Genomic DNA, 15,479 nt, shown 5'->3' with positions numbered 1-15,479 from the left:
TGTAGCCCGGTATGCTGTCGTGACGGCCGTCGCTGCGGCACGACGGCCGGCGGCATTCCCCGCAAGGTAAAATACCCTTATGTCTGATCCACGCTTCGTCCATCTGCGCGTTCACTCCGAGTTTTCCATTGCCGACGGCATCGTGCGTCTTGACGACGCGGTCGAGCGAGCAGCGGAAGACGGGCAAGGTGCGCTTGCACTGACCGATCTCGCCAACGCGTTCGGTCTGGTGCGTTTTTACAAGGCGGCTCGTGCGCACGGCGTCAAGCCGATCGTCGGTGCCGACGTCTGGATCTCGAACCCCGACGATCGCGACAAGCCGGCACGGCTGCTGTTGCTCGTCAAGGACCGGCGTGGCTATCTGAACCTGTGCGAGTTGCTCAGCCGCGCGTGGTTGACGAACCAGTACCGCGGTCGGGCCGAGGTGGATTGCCAGTGGCTCGAAACGGGCCTTGCCGAAGGCCTGCTGGCGTTGTCTGGGGCGCAACACGGTGACATCGGCATCGCGCTGGCCGCGGGCAATGTGCAGGCGGCTGCACGCCATGCGCAGCGCTGGGCGGCGATCTTCCCGAATGCGTTCTACATCGAGCTGCAGCGGATGCGGCAACCGGGTGTCGAAGCGTATGTGCAGCAGGCGGTGGAACTCGCTGCGCGGTTGAAGCTGCCCGTAGTGGCGACACATCCAGTGCAGTTCATGACGCCGGAGGACTTTACCGCGCACGAAGCGCGCGTGTGTATCTCCGAAGGCGACATATTAGCCAACCCGAGACGCGCGAAGCGGTTTTCGACGGACCAGTACTTTTTCACACAACAGCAAATGGGCGAGCTGTTTGCCGATATCCCGTCGGCGCTGGCCAACACGGTGGAAATCGCCAAGCGCTGCAACCTGACGCTCGAGCTGGGCAAGCCCAAGCTGCCGTTGTTCCCGACACCGGACGGCATGTCACTGGACGATTACCTCGTTCAATCGTCCAAGGCGGGACTCGAGCAGCGCCTCGAGCAGCTGTTTCCGGACGCGGCACAACGGGACACACGGCGCCAGACGTATCAAGAGCGGTTGGCGTTCGAGTGCGACACCATCATCAAGATGGGTTTTCCGGGTTACTTCCTGATCGTCGCGGACTTCATTAACTGGGCCAAGAACAACGGCGTGCCGGTGGGGCCGGGACGGGGATCGGGCGCCGGTTCACTGGTGGCGTTCGCGCTCGGGATTACGGATCTGGATCCGTTGCGCTACAACCTGCTGTTCGAGCGATTCCTCAATCCCGAGCGTGTCTCGATGCCGGACTTCGACATCGACTTCTGCCAGGATGGTCGCGATCGCGTGATCCAGTATGTGAAGAGCAAGTATGGTGCCGATGCGGTGTCGCAGATCGCCACGTTTGGCACGATGGCAGCCAAGGCTGCGGTGCGCGACATCGGCCGCGTGCTGGACTTGGGCTATAACTTCACCGATGGTGTCGCGAAGTTGATTCCGTTCAAGCCCGGCAAGCATGTGACCATTGCCGACGCGATGAAGGAGGAGCCGCAGCTTCAGGAGCGATTCGACAACGAGGACGAGGTGCGCCAGTTGCTCGAACTCGCGCAACGCGTCGAAGGGCTGACGCGCAACGTCGGCATGCACGCCGGTGGCGTGCTGATCGCGCCGGGTAAGCTCACTGATTTTTGTCCGCTGTACACGCAGGGTGACGACGGTGGCGTCGTCAGCCAGTATGACAAGGACGACGTCGAGGCTGTCGGGCTCGTCAAGTTCGACTTTCTCGGGTTGACCACGCTCACGATCCTCGACTGGGCTGAGCGCTACATCCGGCGACTGGACCCGTCCAAGCAGGACTGGTCGCTCGCGCAGGTGCCACTGGACGACTCTGCGTCGTTCACGATCCTGAAGAACGCCAATACGGTGGCAGTGTTCCAGCTGGAAAGCCGCGGCATGCAAGGCATGCTCAAGGATGCGCAGCCTGACCGTTTCGAAGACATCATCGCGCTGGTCGCGCTGTACCGACCGGGCCCGATGGATCTGATTCCAAGCTTTTGCGCGCGTAAGCATGGGCGGGAAACGGTCGAGTATCCGGATCCCCGCGTCGAACCTATCCTGAAGGAGACCTATGGCATCATGGTCTATCAGGAGCAGGTGATGCAGATGGCGCAGATCATCGGCGGCTATTCACTCGGCGGCGCGGACTTGCTGCGTCGCGCGATGGGCAAGAAAAAGCCCGAGGAGATGGCCAAGCATCGTGAGCTGTTCCGTGAAGGAGCGGCTAAGAATGGCTTGAGCGCGGAAAAGGCCGACGAGATCTTCGACTTGATGGAGAAGTTCGCCGGCTACGGCTTTAACAAGTCGCACGCGGCGGCGTACGCGCTGCTCGCGTATTACACCGCGTGGCTCAAGGTGCACCATCCGGCCGAATTCATGGCGGCCAACATGTCGCTCGCGATGGATGACACCGATAAGGTGAAGATCCTTTTCGAGGACTGTATCGCGAACCATCTGGCGGTGCTGCCGCCGGACATCAATCAGTCGGCCTATCGCTTTGAGCCGGTGGCCGAGGCGCCGGGCAAGCGCTCGAAGACGATCCGCTACGGCCTTGGCGCGATTAAGGGTAGTGGGCAGAACGCGATCGAGGAGATCTTGCGGGCTCGCGAGTCGCAGCCGTTCAGCGACCTGTTCGACTTCTGCGAGCGCATTGATCGCCGCATTGTGAATCGCCGCACGATCGAGGCGCTGATCCGGGCCGGCGCATTCGATTCGTTGCACGAGAACCGGGCGCAACTGCTCGCGTCAGTGCCGCTGGCGATGGAGGCGGCCGAGCAGGCGAGCGCCAATGCGCTGCAGGGCGGCCTGTTCGACATGCCCGATGGCTCGAGCGGCCATCAGCATGAGTTGGTCGACGAGCCGGCGTGGACCGAGAAGCGCAAGCTGCAGGAGGAGAAAGCGGCGCTTGGCTTCTATATTTCCGGGCATTTGTTCGACGCATACAAGGACGAAGTGCGACGCTTCGTGCGCCAGAAAATCGGGGAGTTGAAGGAAGGACGCGACAAGGTGATTGCCGGCGTGATCACCGCGATGCGCACGCAGATGACGCAACGCGGCAAGATGCTGGTTGCCGTGCTCGATGATGGCACTGGCCAGTGCGAGGTCACGGTCTTCAACGAGATCTACGACGCGAACCGCGCGATCTTCAAGGAAGACGAACTGCTGGTTGTGCAGGGACAGGCACGCAACGACAGCTTTACCGGCGGCATTCGCTTCACCGTCGACATCGTCATGGATCTGGAACGCGCGCGCCGCCGCTATGCGGACTCGCTACTGCTATCGATCAATGGCAATGCGGATCCGAGGCGGTTGCGTGATCTGCTCGAACCGCACCGGCTGGCGGCGACCCTGCAGTCCGAGCAGATACCGGTGGCTGCCAGTATGCCGGGCCGGGCGCGCCATGCCGGTGGCCCGTCGCGCGGCCCGGCGGGCGATGGCGGCAACGGGCGCCGCAATGGCGACGCGCGTGGTGGCCCGGAGCCGGGCGGCTTGCGGGTCAGGATTCGCTACCAGGGCATTGGCGCGCAATGCGACTCGACGCTGGGCGACGCGTGGCGCGTGAGGCCCAGCGATGACCTTCTCAACCTGCTGCGTGCCGAATTCAGCGCGGGCGCTGTCGAAATCCAGTATCCGCAGCGCTGACACCATCGAAAGGATTGACTTGACTACACCCGAGAACAGCGTGGCCAGTAGCGTGGCCAAGCCCGTCGCGCACGTCGATGTGCTGGCCCGCATCGGCCAGATCGTGCGGCCGTACTGGTGGGCTGTCGCGCTCGCGATCGTATCGATGGGGCTGGTGGCGGCGGCCGAGGCGGGCATTCCAGCGTTGCTTAAACCCTTGATCGACAAAGGTTTTGGCACGAAGGACCCGAGTTCGTCGGTTCGTTGGTATGTTCCGGTGGCGATCATTGGGCTCGCGCTGGGTCGCGGGCTTGCACAGTACGCGTCCGGCTACCTGCTGTCCTACGTACTGAACCGCGCTTTGTTGGACCTGCGGTTGCAGATGTTCCAGACGATGCTGCGCGCGCCGGCCGCTTTCTTCCAGCGCGAGACGGCCAGCACGATCATCAATGCGATCGTGTTCGAGGTGAACCAGGTGCTCAACGTACTGACGAGCGTGCTGGTCACGCTCGTGCGCGATTCGTTGACGGTGGTGTTCCTGCTCGGCTATCTGTTCTACCTGAATTGGCGGTTGACGCTGATCGTTGCGGTGATCCTGCCGGCGATCGGCTGGCTGGTCAGCAAGATCAACCGGCGCTTGCGCCGGCTCAATCGTGAGCAGCAGATGCTGACCAACCAGCTGTCATACATTGTGGAGGAGACGGTCGGCGGCTATAAGGTGGTCAAGGTGCACAACGGCGAGCCGTACGAAATGGGCCGCTTCACGCATATGAGCCGGCGTCTGCGTGGCTATGCAATGCGGGTGACAATTTCCGGTGGCCTGGCTCAGCCGCTAACGCAATTCCTCGCATCGGTCGCTTTGGCGGTGGTGATTACGATTGCCGTGATTCAATCGGCGCACGACCAGACAACGGTCGGCGGATTCGTCGCATTCGTTACGTCGATGCTGCTCGTGATTTCGCCGTTGAAGCACTTGATCGACGTCAACCAACCGTTGACACGCGGCATGACGGCCGCCGAACTGATTTTCGGTCTGATCGACGAGCCGGTGGAGAACGCCGGCGGCGAACGGGAACTCGATCGTGCGACCGGCAGCGTCGAATTCGAGCATGTGAGCTTCGACTATGGGGCCACGGAGCGGCCGACGCTCGACGACATCTCGTTGAAGATTGCGCCCGGTGAGATGGTGGCGCTGGCCGGGCCATCCGGCAGCGGCAAGACCACGCTGGTGAACCTATTGCCCCGCTTTTTCGATCCGACCGCCGGGCGCGTGTTGATCGACGGCGTGCCGTTGCCCGAGTATCGATTGCCAGACCTGCGCAAGCAGATCGCATTTGTCAGCCAGGATGTCGTGCTGTTCAACGATACGATCGCGGCCAATGTCGCCTATGGGCAGCCTGTGGACCGCGATCGCGTCGATGCCGCGTTACGCGCAGCCAGTCTCACGGATGCGGTTGCGTTGATGCCGGCGGGGATCGATACGCTGGTTGGTGACAATGGCATGCGACTGTCCGGCGGACAGCGGCAACGGCTCGCGATTGCACGCGCGATCTACAAGGATGCGCCGATCTTGATCCTCGATGAGGCGACGTCGGCACTCGATTCGGAGTCGGAGCGCCATGTGCAAGCGGCGCTCGAGGTGCTGATGCGTGGACGGACTACGTTGGTGATCGCGCACCGACTGTCGACGATTGAACGCGCCGATCGCATCCTTGTGCTCGAGGGGGGCCGGATCGTCGAAGCGGGGACGCACGCGGAGCTGTTGCGCCGCGACGGTCTGTATGCGAACCTGCATCGGATCCAGTACCAGCAGGGCACGGCGTAGCGGTGCGCGCCACACGCTCGAATGCAAGCTGCAAGGGGGGCGGCTGGTCAAGGCCGGTCCGCGCATTGCGGCGGTGGCCGCGACGCTGGACGTGCCGGCGCGGTCGATTTCCAACTGGACTTGAGTGTCATTGCATCATGGACGAAGCTGTGGCGCATTATTGTCCGCAAGATCTGCCGCAAGCACGGCTGTGCCTAGTTCCTTGGCTCGTCGAAAGAAGCCACGGACAAGTGTGGCGTTACGTAACTGTGCTGCGACTCCGGCATCAACGAATCGGCTCATCTCCTTGTGAAAGGCGGACGCGGCAACTGGGTCGTCAAGCTGATTCAGCTTACCTTGGAGCGCTTTTTTGAAATTGTCTTCAGCCCAACCGTAATCGAGCAGCTTTCTGCCGATCAAGCCCATGTCTGGAGCGACCTGCCGATCTGTCAAGAATTTAATGTCCCAAATATCACGTGCTTTGAGGAACGGGCGGGCGCCCAGCGCGAGAAGTTTGTCGGCCAGTATTTCGTTCGGAGTCTCCGCGGTGATAATCAGTTGACGATGTGGTGCCGGTAGGTGAGGGTAGTTCGCCGCGACGGATACCAGATCTGCATCGTGGGCAGGAACGCTGGCAACCTCGATATTGATGATTTGGTTTTGCGGTACGCTGGGATCGATTTGCGGGATATGGACTTTGGCGCTCCACCGAGCAACATTAATCCCGTCTGATGGCGGCTTTTCTTTTGGAGCCTTGATTTCGATCTGTAGCCCGTACGCGTCGGCAATTTCCTTTTGCAAGAGCGCGGCAAATGGGGCCATCAACCGTGGATCGAAATTGTCACCGCCTGCGAAATCCAAATCCTCCGAATACTGCGTGCGCGGGCTGGGGTCGCGATGGCAAGTTTGCGTCGAGCGTCGAATACAAGATCATTGCGCAGTTTGTTGGGGCACTGTGCGGTGTGGACAAACTCCAATGTTCCATAGGGCGTTTCATCGGGCGGCATTGACCTCGCACGAGGATTCACATAGAGGCCACGTGCGACATGCGTGATCAGTCCCGCACGCTCATGACGTGCGAGCGCCTTGAACATAGTGCGTTCGTTCTCCGGGAATAGGAGACGGAGCATGTTGGATGAATACGCCCAAATCCCTGCCTTGACCCAGCGGTCCATGGCCGCAATGAGTTCTCGAACAAGCATTCATTAGTTTACAGAAAGTGAACATTTAGGGGCAGTATAGGTTGAGTCGCTCAGGCATGGCAAGATGGCTATGAACGGAAAGTTAGCAAATGTTGATGTTCCGCTCATGTCGGCAACTCGATGCTGGCTGGCCGATTCTCATGGGAAAAAGGGCGCGACGAAACTTGCCGCGCTAGGCTTGCAATGAGGCAGCCTCGCCATTAGTAAGTGGTCTCGTACAAGCCGTGGCGAACGGATGGTTGAAGCGAAACCCGGGTTCGATACCACGATCGCTTCCTTGCTCAATTGAACGTCAAGGAACGATGCTATTGTCGATCGATGTCATCGGCACAAGCTAGCTCCGTGCTCGCCATGCCAACGCCTGCGCCGCCGGTTAAGGCTGATTCGAAACTTCTATCAACAGGCAGATTCTGGCAATAAATTCCTTACTTATTTTTATCGTAATTTCGCAATATGAATTGCATTTTCAAAAAATTAATAAAGCAGGACAGTTCAGAATTCAAAATGGGGCACACGCTAGCAACTGTTCATGGCACACCGACTGGTTCAGGACGTGACTGGAGTGTCATACCGGTGGCTGAATCGAACGATTCGCTCAGCCGATTACGGTTGAATTTAGCTCAGTGAGTCGAGATCAAAAACGAGAGGCTTGCTGGTGCTCTATTGGCTTGGCATCATCGTTGGCTGAAGATGGGCACACCTTCCAAGTCAGCGCAAGACGCTGCAGATGGCGGACAAATATGCGAGGCGCGCATCGACTACACTCGACGCGCGGTTACATCAACCCCATGGTGTTCGAGAAGAACAGGTTTGCGGCTCAGCAAGAGGCAGCCGCATTATTCCCTCAGCTAAGGGATTCATTAAACAAATGGGGAAGGTTAGAAGGCGCAGATTCGGTACGGAACCGGCCTTTTTGCGAAGAATTTTGGTTGCGGGGGTAGGATTTGAACCTACGACCTTCGGGTTATGAGCCCGACGAGCTGCCAGACTGCTCCACCCCGCGTCTGGAAAGAAAAAGATTATAGCGGGGTCCAACGAGTAGGTCAAATGGTTACGGTGATTAATGCGCATGCCACCGTGACGACGCTTGAACCCGTGGCCGTATCAGGATGAATGCCGGGGCTGTATTAGGTTGAGTGCGTGGCCGTCTCAGGAAGCTTCTGAGCTGGTGCAGTCTCGGCTGTGGCAGATCGGGTTCGCGCGGTCGGCCCTGTCCGGCGCGGTGGCGCCGATCGGCATGCGTGCGAGTTTGCTCGTCAGGCAGCTAGCGCACAGGCAGCCCTGCTCGGGATCCAGCGCGCGGGTAGGCAACGGCGGCAAGTTCGCGCACCAGCAGGGGCGGCTAGGATTGTCCGCCCCGCAATCGAATGCTTCGCCGCAGCACGAGCACCGTTGCCCCATTTCCCTTCTCCCATTCAGTTTATCGACACCTGGCCTGGACCCGTTCAAGCCGTCCGCGGGCTGCATGCGACAGTTGCATGTCCGGTGAAGCCAGGCGACGCTACATCAGCACGATGTCGTACTGCTCCTGGCTCAAATTCGACTCGACCTGCAGCGACACGGGCTTGCCGATGAAATCACACAGCATCGCCAGATGCTGCGACTCCTCCTCGAGAAACAGGTCGATGACTTGCTGCGCTGCCACGACGCGGAACTCGCGGGGATTAAACTGTCTGGACTCGCGCAAGATCTCCCGCAGGATGTCATAGCACACCGTGCGCGCAGTCTTGATCTGACCTTTACCTTGGCATACTGGACACAGTTCGCACAGGACATGCGCTAGCGATTCCCGGGTGCGCTTGCGCGTCATCTCCACCAAACCCAGTTGCGAGAAGCCGTTGACAGTGACGCGTGTGCGGTCTCGGCTGAGCGCCTTCTTTAGCTCGCCGAGCACCGCGTCGCGATGCTCGGCGTTCTCCATGTCGATGAAGTCGATGATGATAATGCCACCCAGATTGCGCAGCCGCAATTGCCGAGCAATCGTATGCGCGGCCTCCAGGTTGGTCTTGAAGATCGTGTCGTCGAAATTGCGCGCGCCGACGTAGCCTCCCGTGTTGACGTCGATCGTGGTCATGGCTTCGGTCTGGTCGATCATCAGGTAGCCGCCGGACTTCAAATCGACGCGGCGCGATAGCGCGCGCAAAATCTCGGTTTCGATGTTGTACAGGTCGAACAGCGGACGCTCGCCGGTATAGTGGTGGAGCTTGGAGGCGACTGCCGGCGTGAACTCATTGGCGAATTCGACGAGCATCTGCGATGTCTCGCGCGAATCGACCTGGATCCGCGTGGTGTCGTCGTTGACGAAATCACGCAATACGCGCTGCGCCAGATTGAGATCCTGGTATAGCAGGGTCGTTGGCGGCATCCGCGTTGCCTGTGCCTGGATCGTGGCCCATGTTTTGCGCAGATAGGCAACATCGTTCGACAGGGCTTCGCTGGACGCATCCTCGGCGATCGTGCGCACGATGTAGCCGCCTCTTTCATCAACTGGGAGCACCGACGTGAGTCGGGCACGGACCGCTTCACGTTCCACCTCGCTCTCAATCTTCTGCGAGATGCCGATATGGGGCTCCTGCGGCAGATAGACGAGCGTTCGGCCAGCGATGCTGATCTGGGTGGACAGGCGTGCGCCCTTGGTGCCGATCGGATCCTTGACCACTTGGACCATTAACGTTTGCCCTTCGAAGACAATCTTCTCGATCGGCTGCTGCGGTGCATTGACTGCCGCATCGGGTGCCAGTCGCGGATGCCAGATATCGGCCACGTGCAGAAACGCGGCGCGCTCCAGCCCGATGTCGACGAACGCCGATTGCATGCCGGGCAGCACGCGCACGACCTTGCCGAGATAGATATTGCCGACGCGGCCGCGCGACAGCGTTCTCTCGACATGAAGCTCCTGTACTGCGCCTTGCTGGACGATCGCGACGCGGGTTTCCTGCGGGGTGACGTTGATCAGAATTTCTTCGTTCATGATTTATTGGAACGCCACGCGGGCCGCGCGTAGCAGCGCGGCAGTCTCGAAAAGGGGCAGGCCCATGATACCTGAATAGGACCCGTCGATCCGCTCGACGAACTCGGCTGCTTTGCCTTGGATGCCGTAGGCGCCTGCCTTGCCGAAAGGCTCGCCACTGTGCACATAGTGGGCCAGTGTTGCGTCGTCTATCGCGGCGAACCACACGCGCGACACCGACAGCGCGCTGGTGACGGCGGCATCGGCGCCGACCAGTGCGACGGCGGTCAAGACTCGATGTTCGCGGCCGGTCAGGCGCTTGAGCATCTGCCACGCGTGATCGACGTCGTTCGGCTTGCCGAGGATTTCGTCATCGAGCGCCACAGTGGTGTCGGCCACGAGAATCGGCGCCGGCGCGGCATCGCGTTGTCGAGCCAGCAGTCGGTTCCGGCGTGCGCCAGCGGCCGTTGCCTTGGCCAGCGTCACGCGTATCACGTAGTCTTGCGCAGATTCGCCTGGCCGTTCGGCCTCCAGTGCCTCGGCATCTTCGTGCTCTTGCGCGAGCAGCAATTCGAAGCGCACGCCGATCTGCTCCAGCAGCGCTCGACGGCGGGGACTTTGCGACGCAAGATAAATAAACGAATGGCGTGGCGTGGCAGGGCAGGCGCCGTTTGCGCCGGATGCCTCGTGTGTCGACGGGCTGGACGCCGTCGGATCGAGCGATGATGGAGTGGACATGATGACCTAGACGGGAAGGGCCGTGCCGCTCACCGGTGTGGCGGGCAAGCGCACACGTCGGGCGGTACCGCTACGCCCGATGATAAGGATGATTTTGCGTGATGCTCCACGCGCGGTAAAGCTGCTCTGCCAGTAGCACGCGGACCATGGCGTGGGGCAGCGTCAGGCTGGAGAGCCGCAGCAGCAGATCAGCCTGTGCCTTGATGGCCGGATCCAACCCGTCCGCGCCGCCAATGACGAAAGCCACATCGCGGCCGTCCTGCTGCCAGCGCGGCAGGTGTTGTGCCAACTGCATCGTGGTCCAGTCCAGGCCATGCTCATCCAACGCAACAAGTCGCGCGCCCTTGGGCAGTGCTGCCTCGATGCGCGTACGCTCGGCTGCCATCACGCTCGTTGCGGCGCGTGCCGATGCCCGCTGTTCCGGCTTAATCTCGCGCAGTTCGAGGCGCAGTTCGGGCGGCATGCGCTTCGCGTATTCGTCAAAACCGCGCGTAACCCAGTCCGGCATTCGGTGCCCGACTGCGACAATGTGGAGCTTCATGCCGATGACTCGGACGCGGCTGCCGCCGCCTTACACGTCACGTCGCCAGGCCCGGCGCGACTGGGCCGCTGTCTTGTGTGCCGGCCTGGCCGCCGAGCTTCACGTGCACCGGCTTGTCTCCCCAGATTTCCTCGAGTCGATAGTATTGGCGCAGCGCGGGCTGCATGATGTGCACGACCGCGTCGCCGCAGTCAACCAGCACCCATTCGCCGGTGTCCTCGCCTTCGGTGCTGACAATGTCACCGCCGCTCGCTTTGACCTTTTCGCGCACATTGTTGGCCAACGCCTTGGTTTGCCGGTTCGATGTGCCGCTCGCCACGACCACACGGTCGAATAGCTCGGTCAGATGACTGGTGTTGAAGACGCGGATGTCCTGTGCCTTGACATCCTCGAGTGCGTCGATGATAACGCGTTGCAATGTACGGATATCCATGTTTATGTCTGATACAAATGATGTTGACGGATGTACTGCCAGACCGCGTCCGGCACGCTGGCGACTTTTTCGAGGCGGCCACACGAGCGTTCGCGCAGCAACCGCCGCACATCCGTGGCTGAGACGTCCAGCGACAGCGTGGTATCGAGCAAGACATGGCCGTGCGCCGTCGCACGCAGCGTGTCGGCCGACGCGCTGCGGCGCCCGATTTCGTCAAGCACCGTGGCATCCGCCTGCGATAGGTCGAATCCGGGACGCGTCGCGACACCGAGATGGGCGAATTCGAATAGTCGGCGCCAGTTTTTCCACGTATGCAGGCGCACCAGTTGGTCGGCCCCGATCAATAGCGTCAACGATGCCGCCGTGCCGTGGCGCGCGCGCCATGCGGCCAGCGTCTCAGTCGTGTACGTCGGGCCGGGATGATCGATTTCATCGGTTGCGACGGCCACCCGCGTGGCGGGCAGTGCCAGCGACGCCGCCGCCAGGCGGGTCATCGCGAGCCGGTGCCGCGCACATGATACGCCGCTTTTTTGCCACGGTTGCCCTGCTGGCAATAGCACGAGTTCGGTCAACCCGAGCCATTCGGCAAACCGACGCGCAAGCGCCAGGTGGCCGACGTGGATCGGGTCGAACGTGCCGCCCAGAATGCCGATCCGTGTGGGCAGGCGGGGGGCGGCGGATGCGTCGATAGTGTCCGGCGATGATGGGTTCGGCGAACTCAGGTCTGCGTCCTTAAGCAAGGCGATCGGGTGGCGGCCGTCACGGTTCAGATCCAGTCGCGCACGACCAGGAAATCGCGGTACAGCCGGGCCTCGGGCGAGCCGGCTTCCGGATGCCAATCGTAACGCCATTTTGCCACCGGGGGCATCGACATCATAATGGACTCGGTGCGTCCGCCACTTTGTAGGCCGAACAGCGTGCCGCGGTCGAAGACAAGATTGAATTCGACGTAGCGGCCGCGCCGGTAGGCCTGAAAATCCCGTTCGCGCTCACCATAAGGCATCGCGCGCCGCCGCTCGATGATCGGCAGGTAGGCGGTGAGCAGGCTGTCCCCGACGTTGCGCGTCATCTCAAAGCCGCGTGCGAAGCCCAGTTCCGCTATGTCATCGTAAAAAATACCACCAATGCCGCGTGGCTCCCCACGGTGCTTCAAGTAGAAATACTCGTCACACCACCGCTTGAAGCGCGGATACAAGTCGTCGCCGAACGGAGCCAGCGCGTCGCGGCAGGTCAAATGGAAATGCCGTGCATCTTCCTCGAATCCGTAATACGGCGTCAGGTCCATACCACCACCATACCAGAACACCGGCGCTTCATTCGGGTGGGTTGCGACGAATAGCCGCACATTCATGTGCACAGTCGGGCAATAAGGATTGCGCGGATGGAGCACCAGCGACACCCCCATCGCCTCAAAGCCACGCCCGGCCAGTTGCGGACGGGCGGCGCTGGCCGACGGCGGCAATGCGGCGCCGCTCACGTGCGAGAAGCCGACCACGCCGCGCTCAAAGCATTCGCCGCCTTCGATCACGCGCGAGCAGCCGTCTCCTTGCAGCGTGTCACTCGGCTCACGGCGCCACGTATGCGTGTCGAATGGCTTGCCGTCGAATTGGCCTAGCATATCGGCGATATGGCGCTGCAGCGCGAGCAAATAGCCGCGCACCGGTGCCAGATCGCCGAGCCCGCAGGCGGTTGTGCTGCGCGCCGGCGCGTTAGCCAAAGTCGGATCGGAGGACGGGGGGGCAGGGTCGAACGGACGGCTCATTGCGGATCAGTGCTTGCGGTTCAGGGCACGGTGACCGATGTCGCGGCGATACTGCATGCCATCGAAGTGGATATGATGGATCGTCTCATAGGCGATCGACTGTGCCTCGCGCACTGAGTCGGCCAACCCGACCACGCACAGCACGCGTCCGCCCGAGGTAACCAGCTTGCCGTCGACCAGTGCGGTGCCCGCGTGGAATGTGGCGGCAGTTTCGGTCTGTAGCGGAATGCCATCGATGCGGTCCCCCTTGCGCGGCGCGTCCGGATAATGGTGTGCTGCGAGCACGACGCCCAGTGCCGTGCGTCGGTCCCATTCAAGCTCGACGGTGTCCAGCGTGCCGGCGAGCGCATGCTCGACGACACGCGCGAAGTCGCCCTTGAGCCGAGCCATGATCGGCTGCGTCTCCGGGTCGCCCATCCGGCAATTGAACTCGAGCGTTTTCGGGTTGCCCTGTGCGTCGATCATTAACCCGGCATACAGGAAGCCAGTATAGCGCAGGCCCTCATGCTCCATGCCGCGCACGGTTGGCAGGATGATCTCGCGCATCACGCGCGCATGCAATTGTGGCGTGATGATCGGCGCCGGCGAGTAGGCCCCCATGCCGCCGGTGTTCGGACCTTGGTCACCGTCGAGCAACCGCTTGTGATCTTGGCTCGACGCCAGCGCGAGCACGTGCTTGCCATCGACCATCACGATGAAGCTGGCTTCCTCGCCTTGCAGGTATGCCTCGATGACCACGCGCGCGCCCGCGTCGCCGAGCTTGTTATCGGCGAGCATCATGTCGATTGCGCGGTGTGCTTCATCCAGCGTTTGCGCCACCACCACACCCTTGCCGGCTGCGAGCCCGTCTGCCTTGATCACGATCGGCGCGCCCTTTGCATCGGCGTACGCGTGCGCCGCCGCCGCGTCGGAGAACGTCTCGTATTCGGCAGTCGGAATGCCGTGGCGCTTCATGAACGCCTTGGCGAAGTCCTTCGAGCTTTCAAGCTGCGCCGCCTCGCGGCTCGGCCCGAAGATCTTCAGGCCGCGCGAGCGGAACAGATTGACGATGCCTGCCGCGAGTGGCGCCTCGGGCCCGACCACGGTGAATGCGATCTGCTCGCGCTCGGCAAAGTCAGCCAGTGCGTGCAGGTCAGTGATATCGACATTGTGCAGGCGCTCCTGCAGCGCCGTGCCACCATTGCCCGGCGCCACGTAGACTGCAGTGACGCGCGGCGATTGCGCGAGCTTCCACCCGAGTGCGTGTTCGCGACCGCCGGAGCCGACGACCAATACCTTCATGGAAATCCTCGAAAGAACCAAGAAATCTTCTGCGTGAGCCGTTACTGGTCGGCAATGACCGCGTTCGTGTACACCTCTTGCACATCGTCGAGGTTTTCCAGCGCATCGAGCAGCTTTTGCATCTTGACTGCGTCGTCGCCGGTGAACTGCACCTCGGTTTGCGGCTTCATCGTGACCTCGGCGAGTTCCGCCTTGAAGCCCGCAGCCTCGAGCGCAGCCTTGACCTGCGCGAAGTCGTTCGGCGGGCACAATACCTCGATGCTGCCGTCGTCATGGGTCGTCACGTCATCGGCACTGGCCTCGAGCGCCGCCTCCATCAGTTTGTCCTCCGGCGTGCCGGGCGCGAACAGAAACTGGCCGACATGGTCGAACAGAAACGCGACCGAGCCGTCGGTGCCCAGGTTGCCGCCGTGCTTGGAGAACGCGTGGCGCACTTCGGCGACGGTACGCGTGCGGTTGTCGGTCATCGTGTCGACGATGATCGCCGCACCGCCGATGCCATAACCCTCGTAGCGGATTTCCTCGTAGCTCGCGCCTTCGACGCCGCCAACGCCGCGCTGGATCGCGCGATTGACATTGTCTTTTGGCATGTTGGCGTCCGTTGCCTTGTCGATCGCCAGCCGCAGGCGCGGGTTCGATCCGGCATCGCCGCCGCCCAGCCGTGCCGCCACGGTGATTTCCTTGATCAACCGCGTCCAGACTTTGCCGCGCTTGGCATCCGCCGCGGCTTTTTTATGTTTGATGTTGGCCCATTTCGAGTGACCGCAGCCATGATGGTTTCTCCGACCGCGCACGCAACGCGCGTATCATGCATTCAATATCGATGTGTCGTGGCGAAGGCCCTGGCGCACGGCGCCATCGGGACGACAGTGTGCGACGCGCGTGCTGCTGTCCGCCGTGCGCGCGTCGCGCTGGCGCACGAAGGGCACCGCGGCAGGGGCGTTCGACGGAAAAGCGCAATTTTAGCATGCCGGCTGCCCTGCAAGCCGCGCGATCGCAATATGGCGTCGGACCCCATGTTGTGATTCACGCGCTCGCCCGTCCTTCAGCCTGTCCTCTGGTCCGGGGCCGCGGGCGTCCCTAGTTCTTGGTGCCGAACAGCCGGTCGCCCCG

The 15,479-nt window shown here is 61.7% G+C and carries 12 protein-coding genes and 1 tRNA gene; 2 read left to right on the top strand and 11 right to left on the bottom strand.

The features are described 5' to 3' along the window. The first annotated feature begins 79 nt into the window (after positions 1-79). Both dnaE and msbA read left to right on the top strand, forming a co-directional pair. A complete protein-coding gene (dnaE, locus tag IHE30_RS11635) occupies positions 80-3,676 on the top strand; it encodes a DNA polymerase III subunit alpha (protein WP_337690782.1) in 3,597 nt (1,198 codons plus the stop codon). After that, the gene (gene msbA, locus IHE30_RS11630; RefSeq protein ID WP_337690781.1) at positions 3,606-5,480 is read left to right on the top strand and encodes a lipid A export permease/ATP-binding protein MsbA; all 1,875 of its coding nucleotides are present in this window, start codon (positions 3,606-3,608) and stop codon (positions 5,478-5,480) included. Before dnaE ends, msbA begins: the two co-directional genes overlap by 71 nt. A gap of 135 nt (positions 5,481-5,615) precedes the next feature. Here the strand turns inward: msbA and IHE30_RS11625 are convergent, their stop codons facing one another. The 11 genes from IHE30_RS11625 to IHE30_RS11575 form a co-directional block, all read right to left on the bottom strand. Then, a complete protein-coding gene (locus IHE30_RS11625) occupies positions 5,616-6,320 on the bottom strand; it encodes a nucleotidyl transferase AbiEii/AbiGii toxin family protein (protein WP_337690779.1) in 705 nt (234 codons plus the stop codon). Between the two features lie 1,267 nt (positions 6,321-7,587). After that, a tRNA-Met gene (locus IHE30_RS11620) sits at positions 7,588-7,664 on the bottom strand. Between the two features lie 146 nt (positions 7,665-7,810). Continuing rightward, on the bottom strand, positions 7,811-8,062 hold the full coding sequence (locus IHE30_RS11615) for a cysteine-rich CWC family protein (RefSeq protein ID WP_337690778.1): 252 nt from the start codon (positions 8,060-8,062) through the stop codon (positions 7,811-7,813). A 100-nt stretch (positions 8,063-8,162) separates the two neighbouring features. Further along, a complete protein-coding gene (gene rng / locus IHE30_RS11610) occupies positions 8,163-9,632 on the bottom strand; it encodes a ribonuclease G (protein WP_337690776.1) in 1,470 nt (489 codons plus the stop codon). A 3-nt stretch (positions 9,633-9,635) separates the two neighbouring features. Continuing rightward, the gene (locus IHE30_RS11605; RefSeq protein WP_337690773.1) at positions 9,636-10,349 is read right to left on the bottom strand and encodes a Maf family protein; all 714 of its coding nucleotides are present in this window, start codon (positions 10,347-10,349) and stop codon (positions 9,636-9,638) included. 70 nt (positions 10,350-10,419) lie between these two features. Next, on the bottom strand, positions 10,420-10,890 hold the full coding sequence (gene rlmH, locus IHE30_RS11600) for a 23S rRNA (pseudouridine(1915)-N(3))-methyltransferase RlmH (protein ID WP_337690772.1): 471 nt from the start codon (positions 10,888-10,890) through the stop codon (positions 10,420-10,422). 37 nt (positions 10,891-10,927) lie between these two features. Next, complete coding sequence (gene rsfS, locus IHE30_RS11595) at positions 10,928-11,323, bottom strand: ribosome silencing factor (protein ID WP_443193656.1); 396 nt, start codon at positions 11,321-11,323, stop codon at positions 10,928-10,930. Between the two features lie 2 nt (positions 11,324-11,325). After that, entirely contained in the window at positions 11,326-12,174 is an 849-nt protein-coding gene (locus IHE30_RS11590) for a nicotinate-nucleotide adenylyltransferase (protein WP_337690770.1), read from the bottom strand. Continuing rightward, a complete protein-coding gene (hemF, locus tag IHE30_RS11585) occupies positions 12,090-13,085 on the bottom strand; it encodes an oxygen-dependent coproporphyrinogen oxidase (RefSeq protein WP_337690768.1) in 996 nt (331 codons plus the stop codon). The genes IHE30_RS11590 and hemF overlap by 85 nt, the downstream gene beginning before the upstream one ends. Before the next feature lie 6 nt (positions 13,086-13,091). Further along, on the bottom strand, positions 13,092-14,366 hold the full coding sequence (purD, locus tag IHE30_RS11580; RefSeq protein WP_337690767.1) for a phosphoribosylamine--glycine ligase: 1,275 nt from the start codon (positions 14,364-14,366) through the stop codon (positions 13,092-13,094). A gap of 41 nt (positions 14,367-14,407) precedes the next feature. Beyond that, positions 14,408-15,160, bottom strand: coding sequence for a YebC/PmpR family DNA-binding transcriptional regulator (locus IHE30_RS11575; RefSeq protein WP_337690766.1), 753 nt, complete (start codon positions 15,158-15,160; stop codon positions 14,408-14,410). Between the last annotated feature and the right edge of the window lie 319 nt (positions 15,161-15,479).

This window comes from Mycetohabitans sp. B46 (genome assembly GCF_037389205.1).
Lineage (GTDB): Bacteria > Pseudomonadota > Gammaproteobacteria > Burkholderiales > Burkholderiaceae > Mycetohabitans.
Note: the sequence above shows the minus strand (reverse complement) of the source record. Positions and strands in the feature narration are given on the sequence as shown.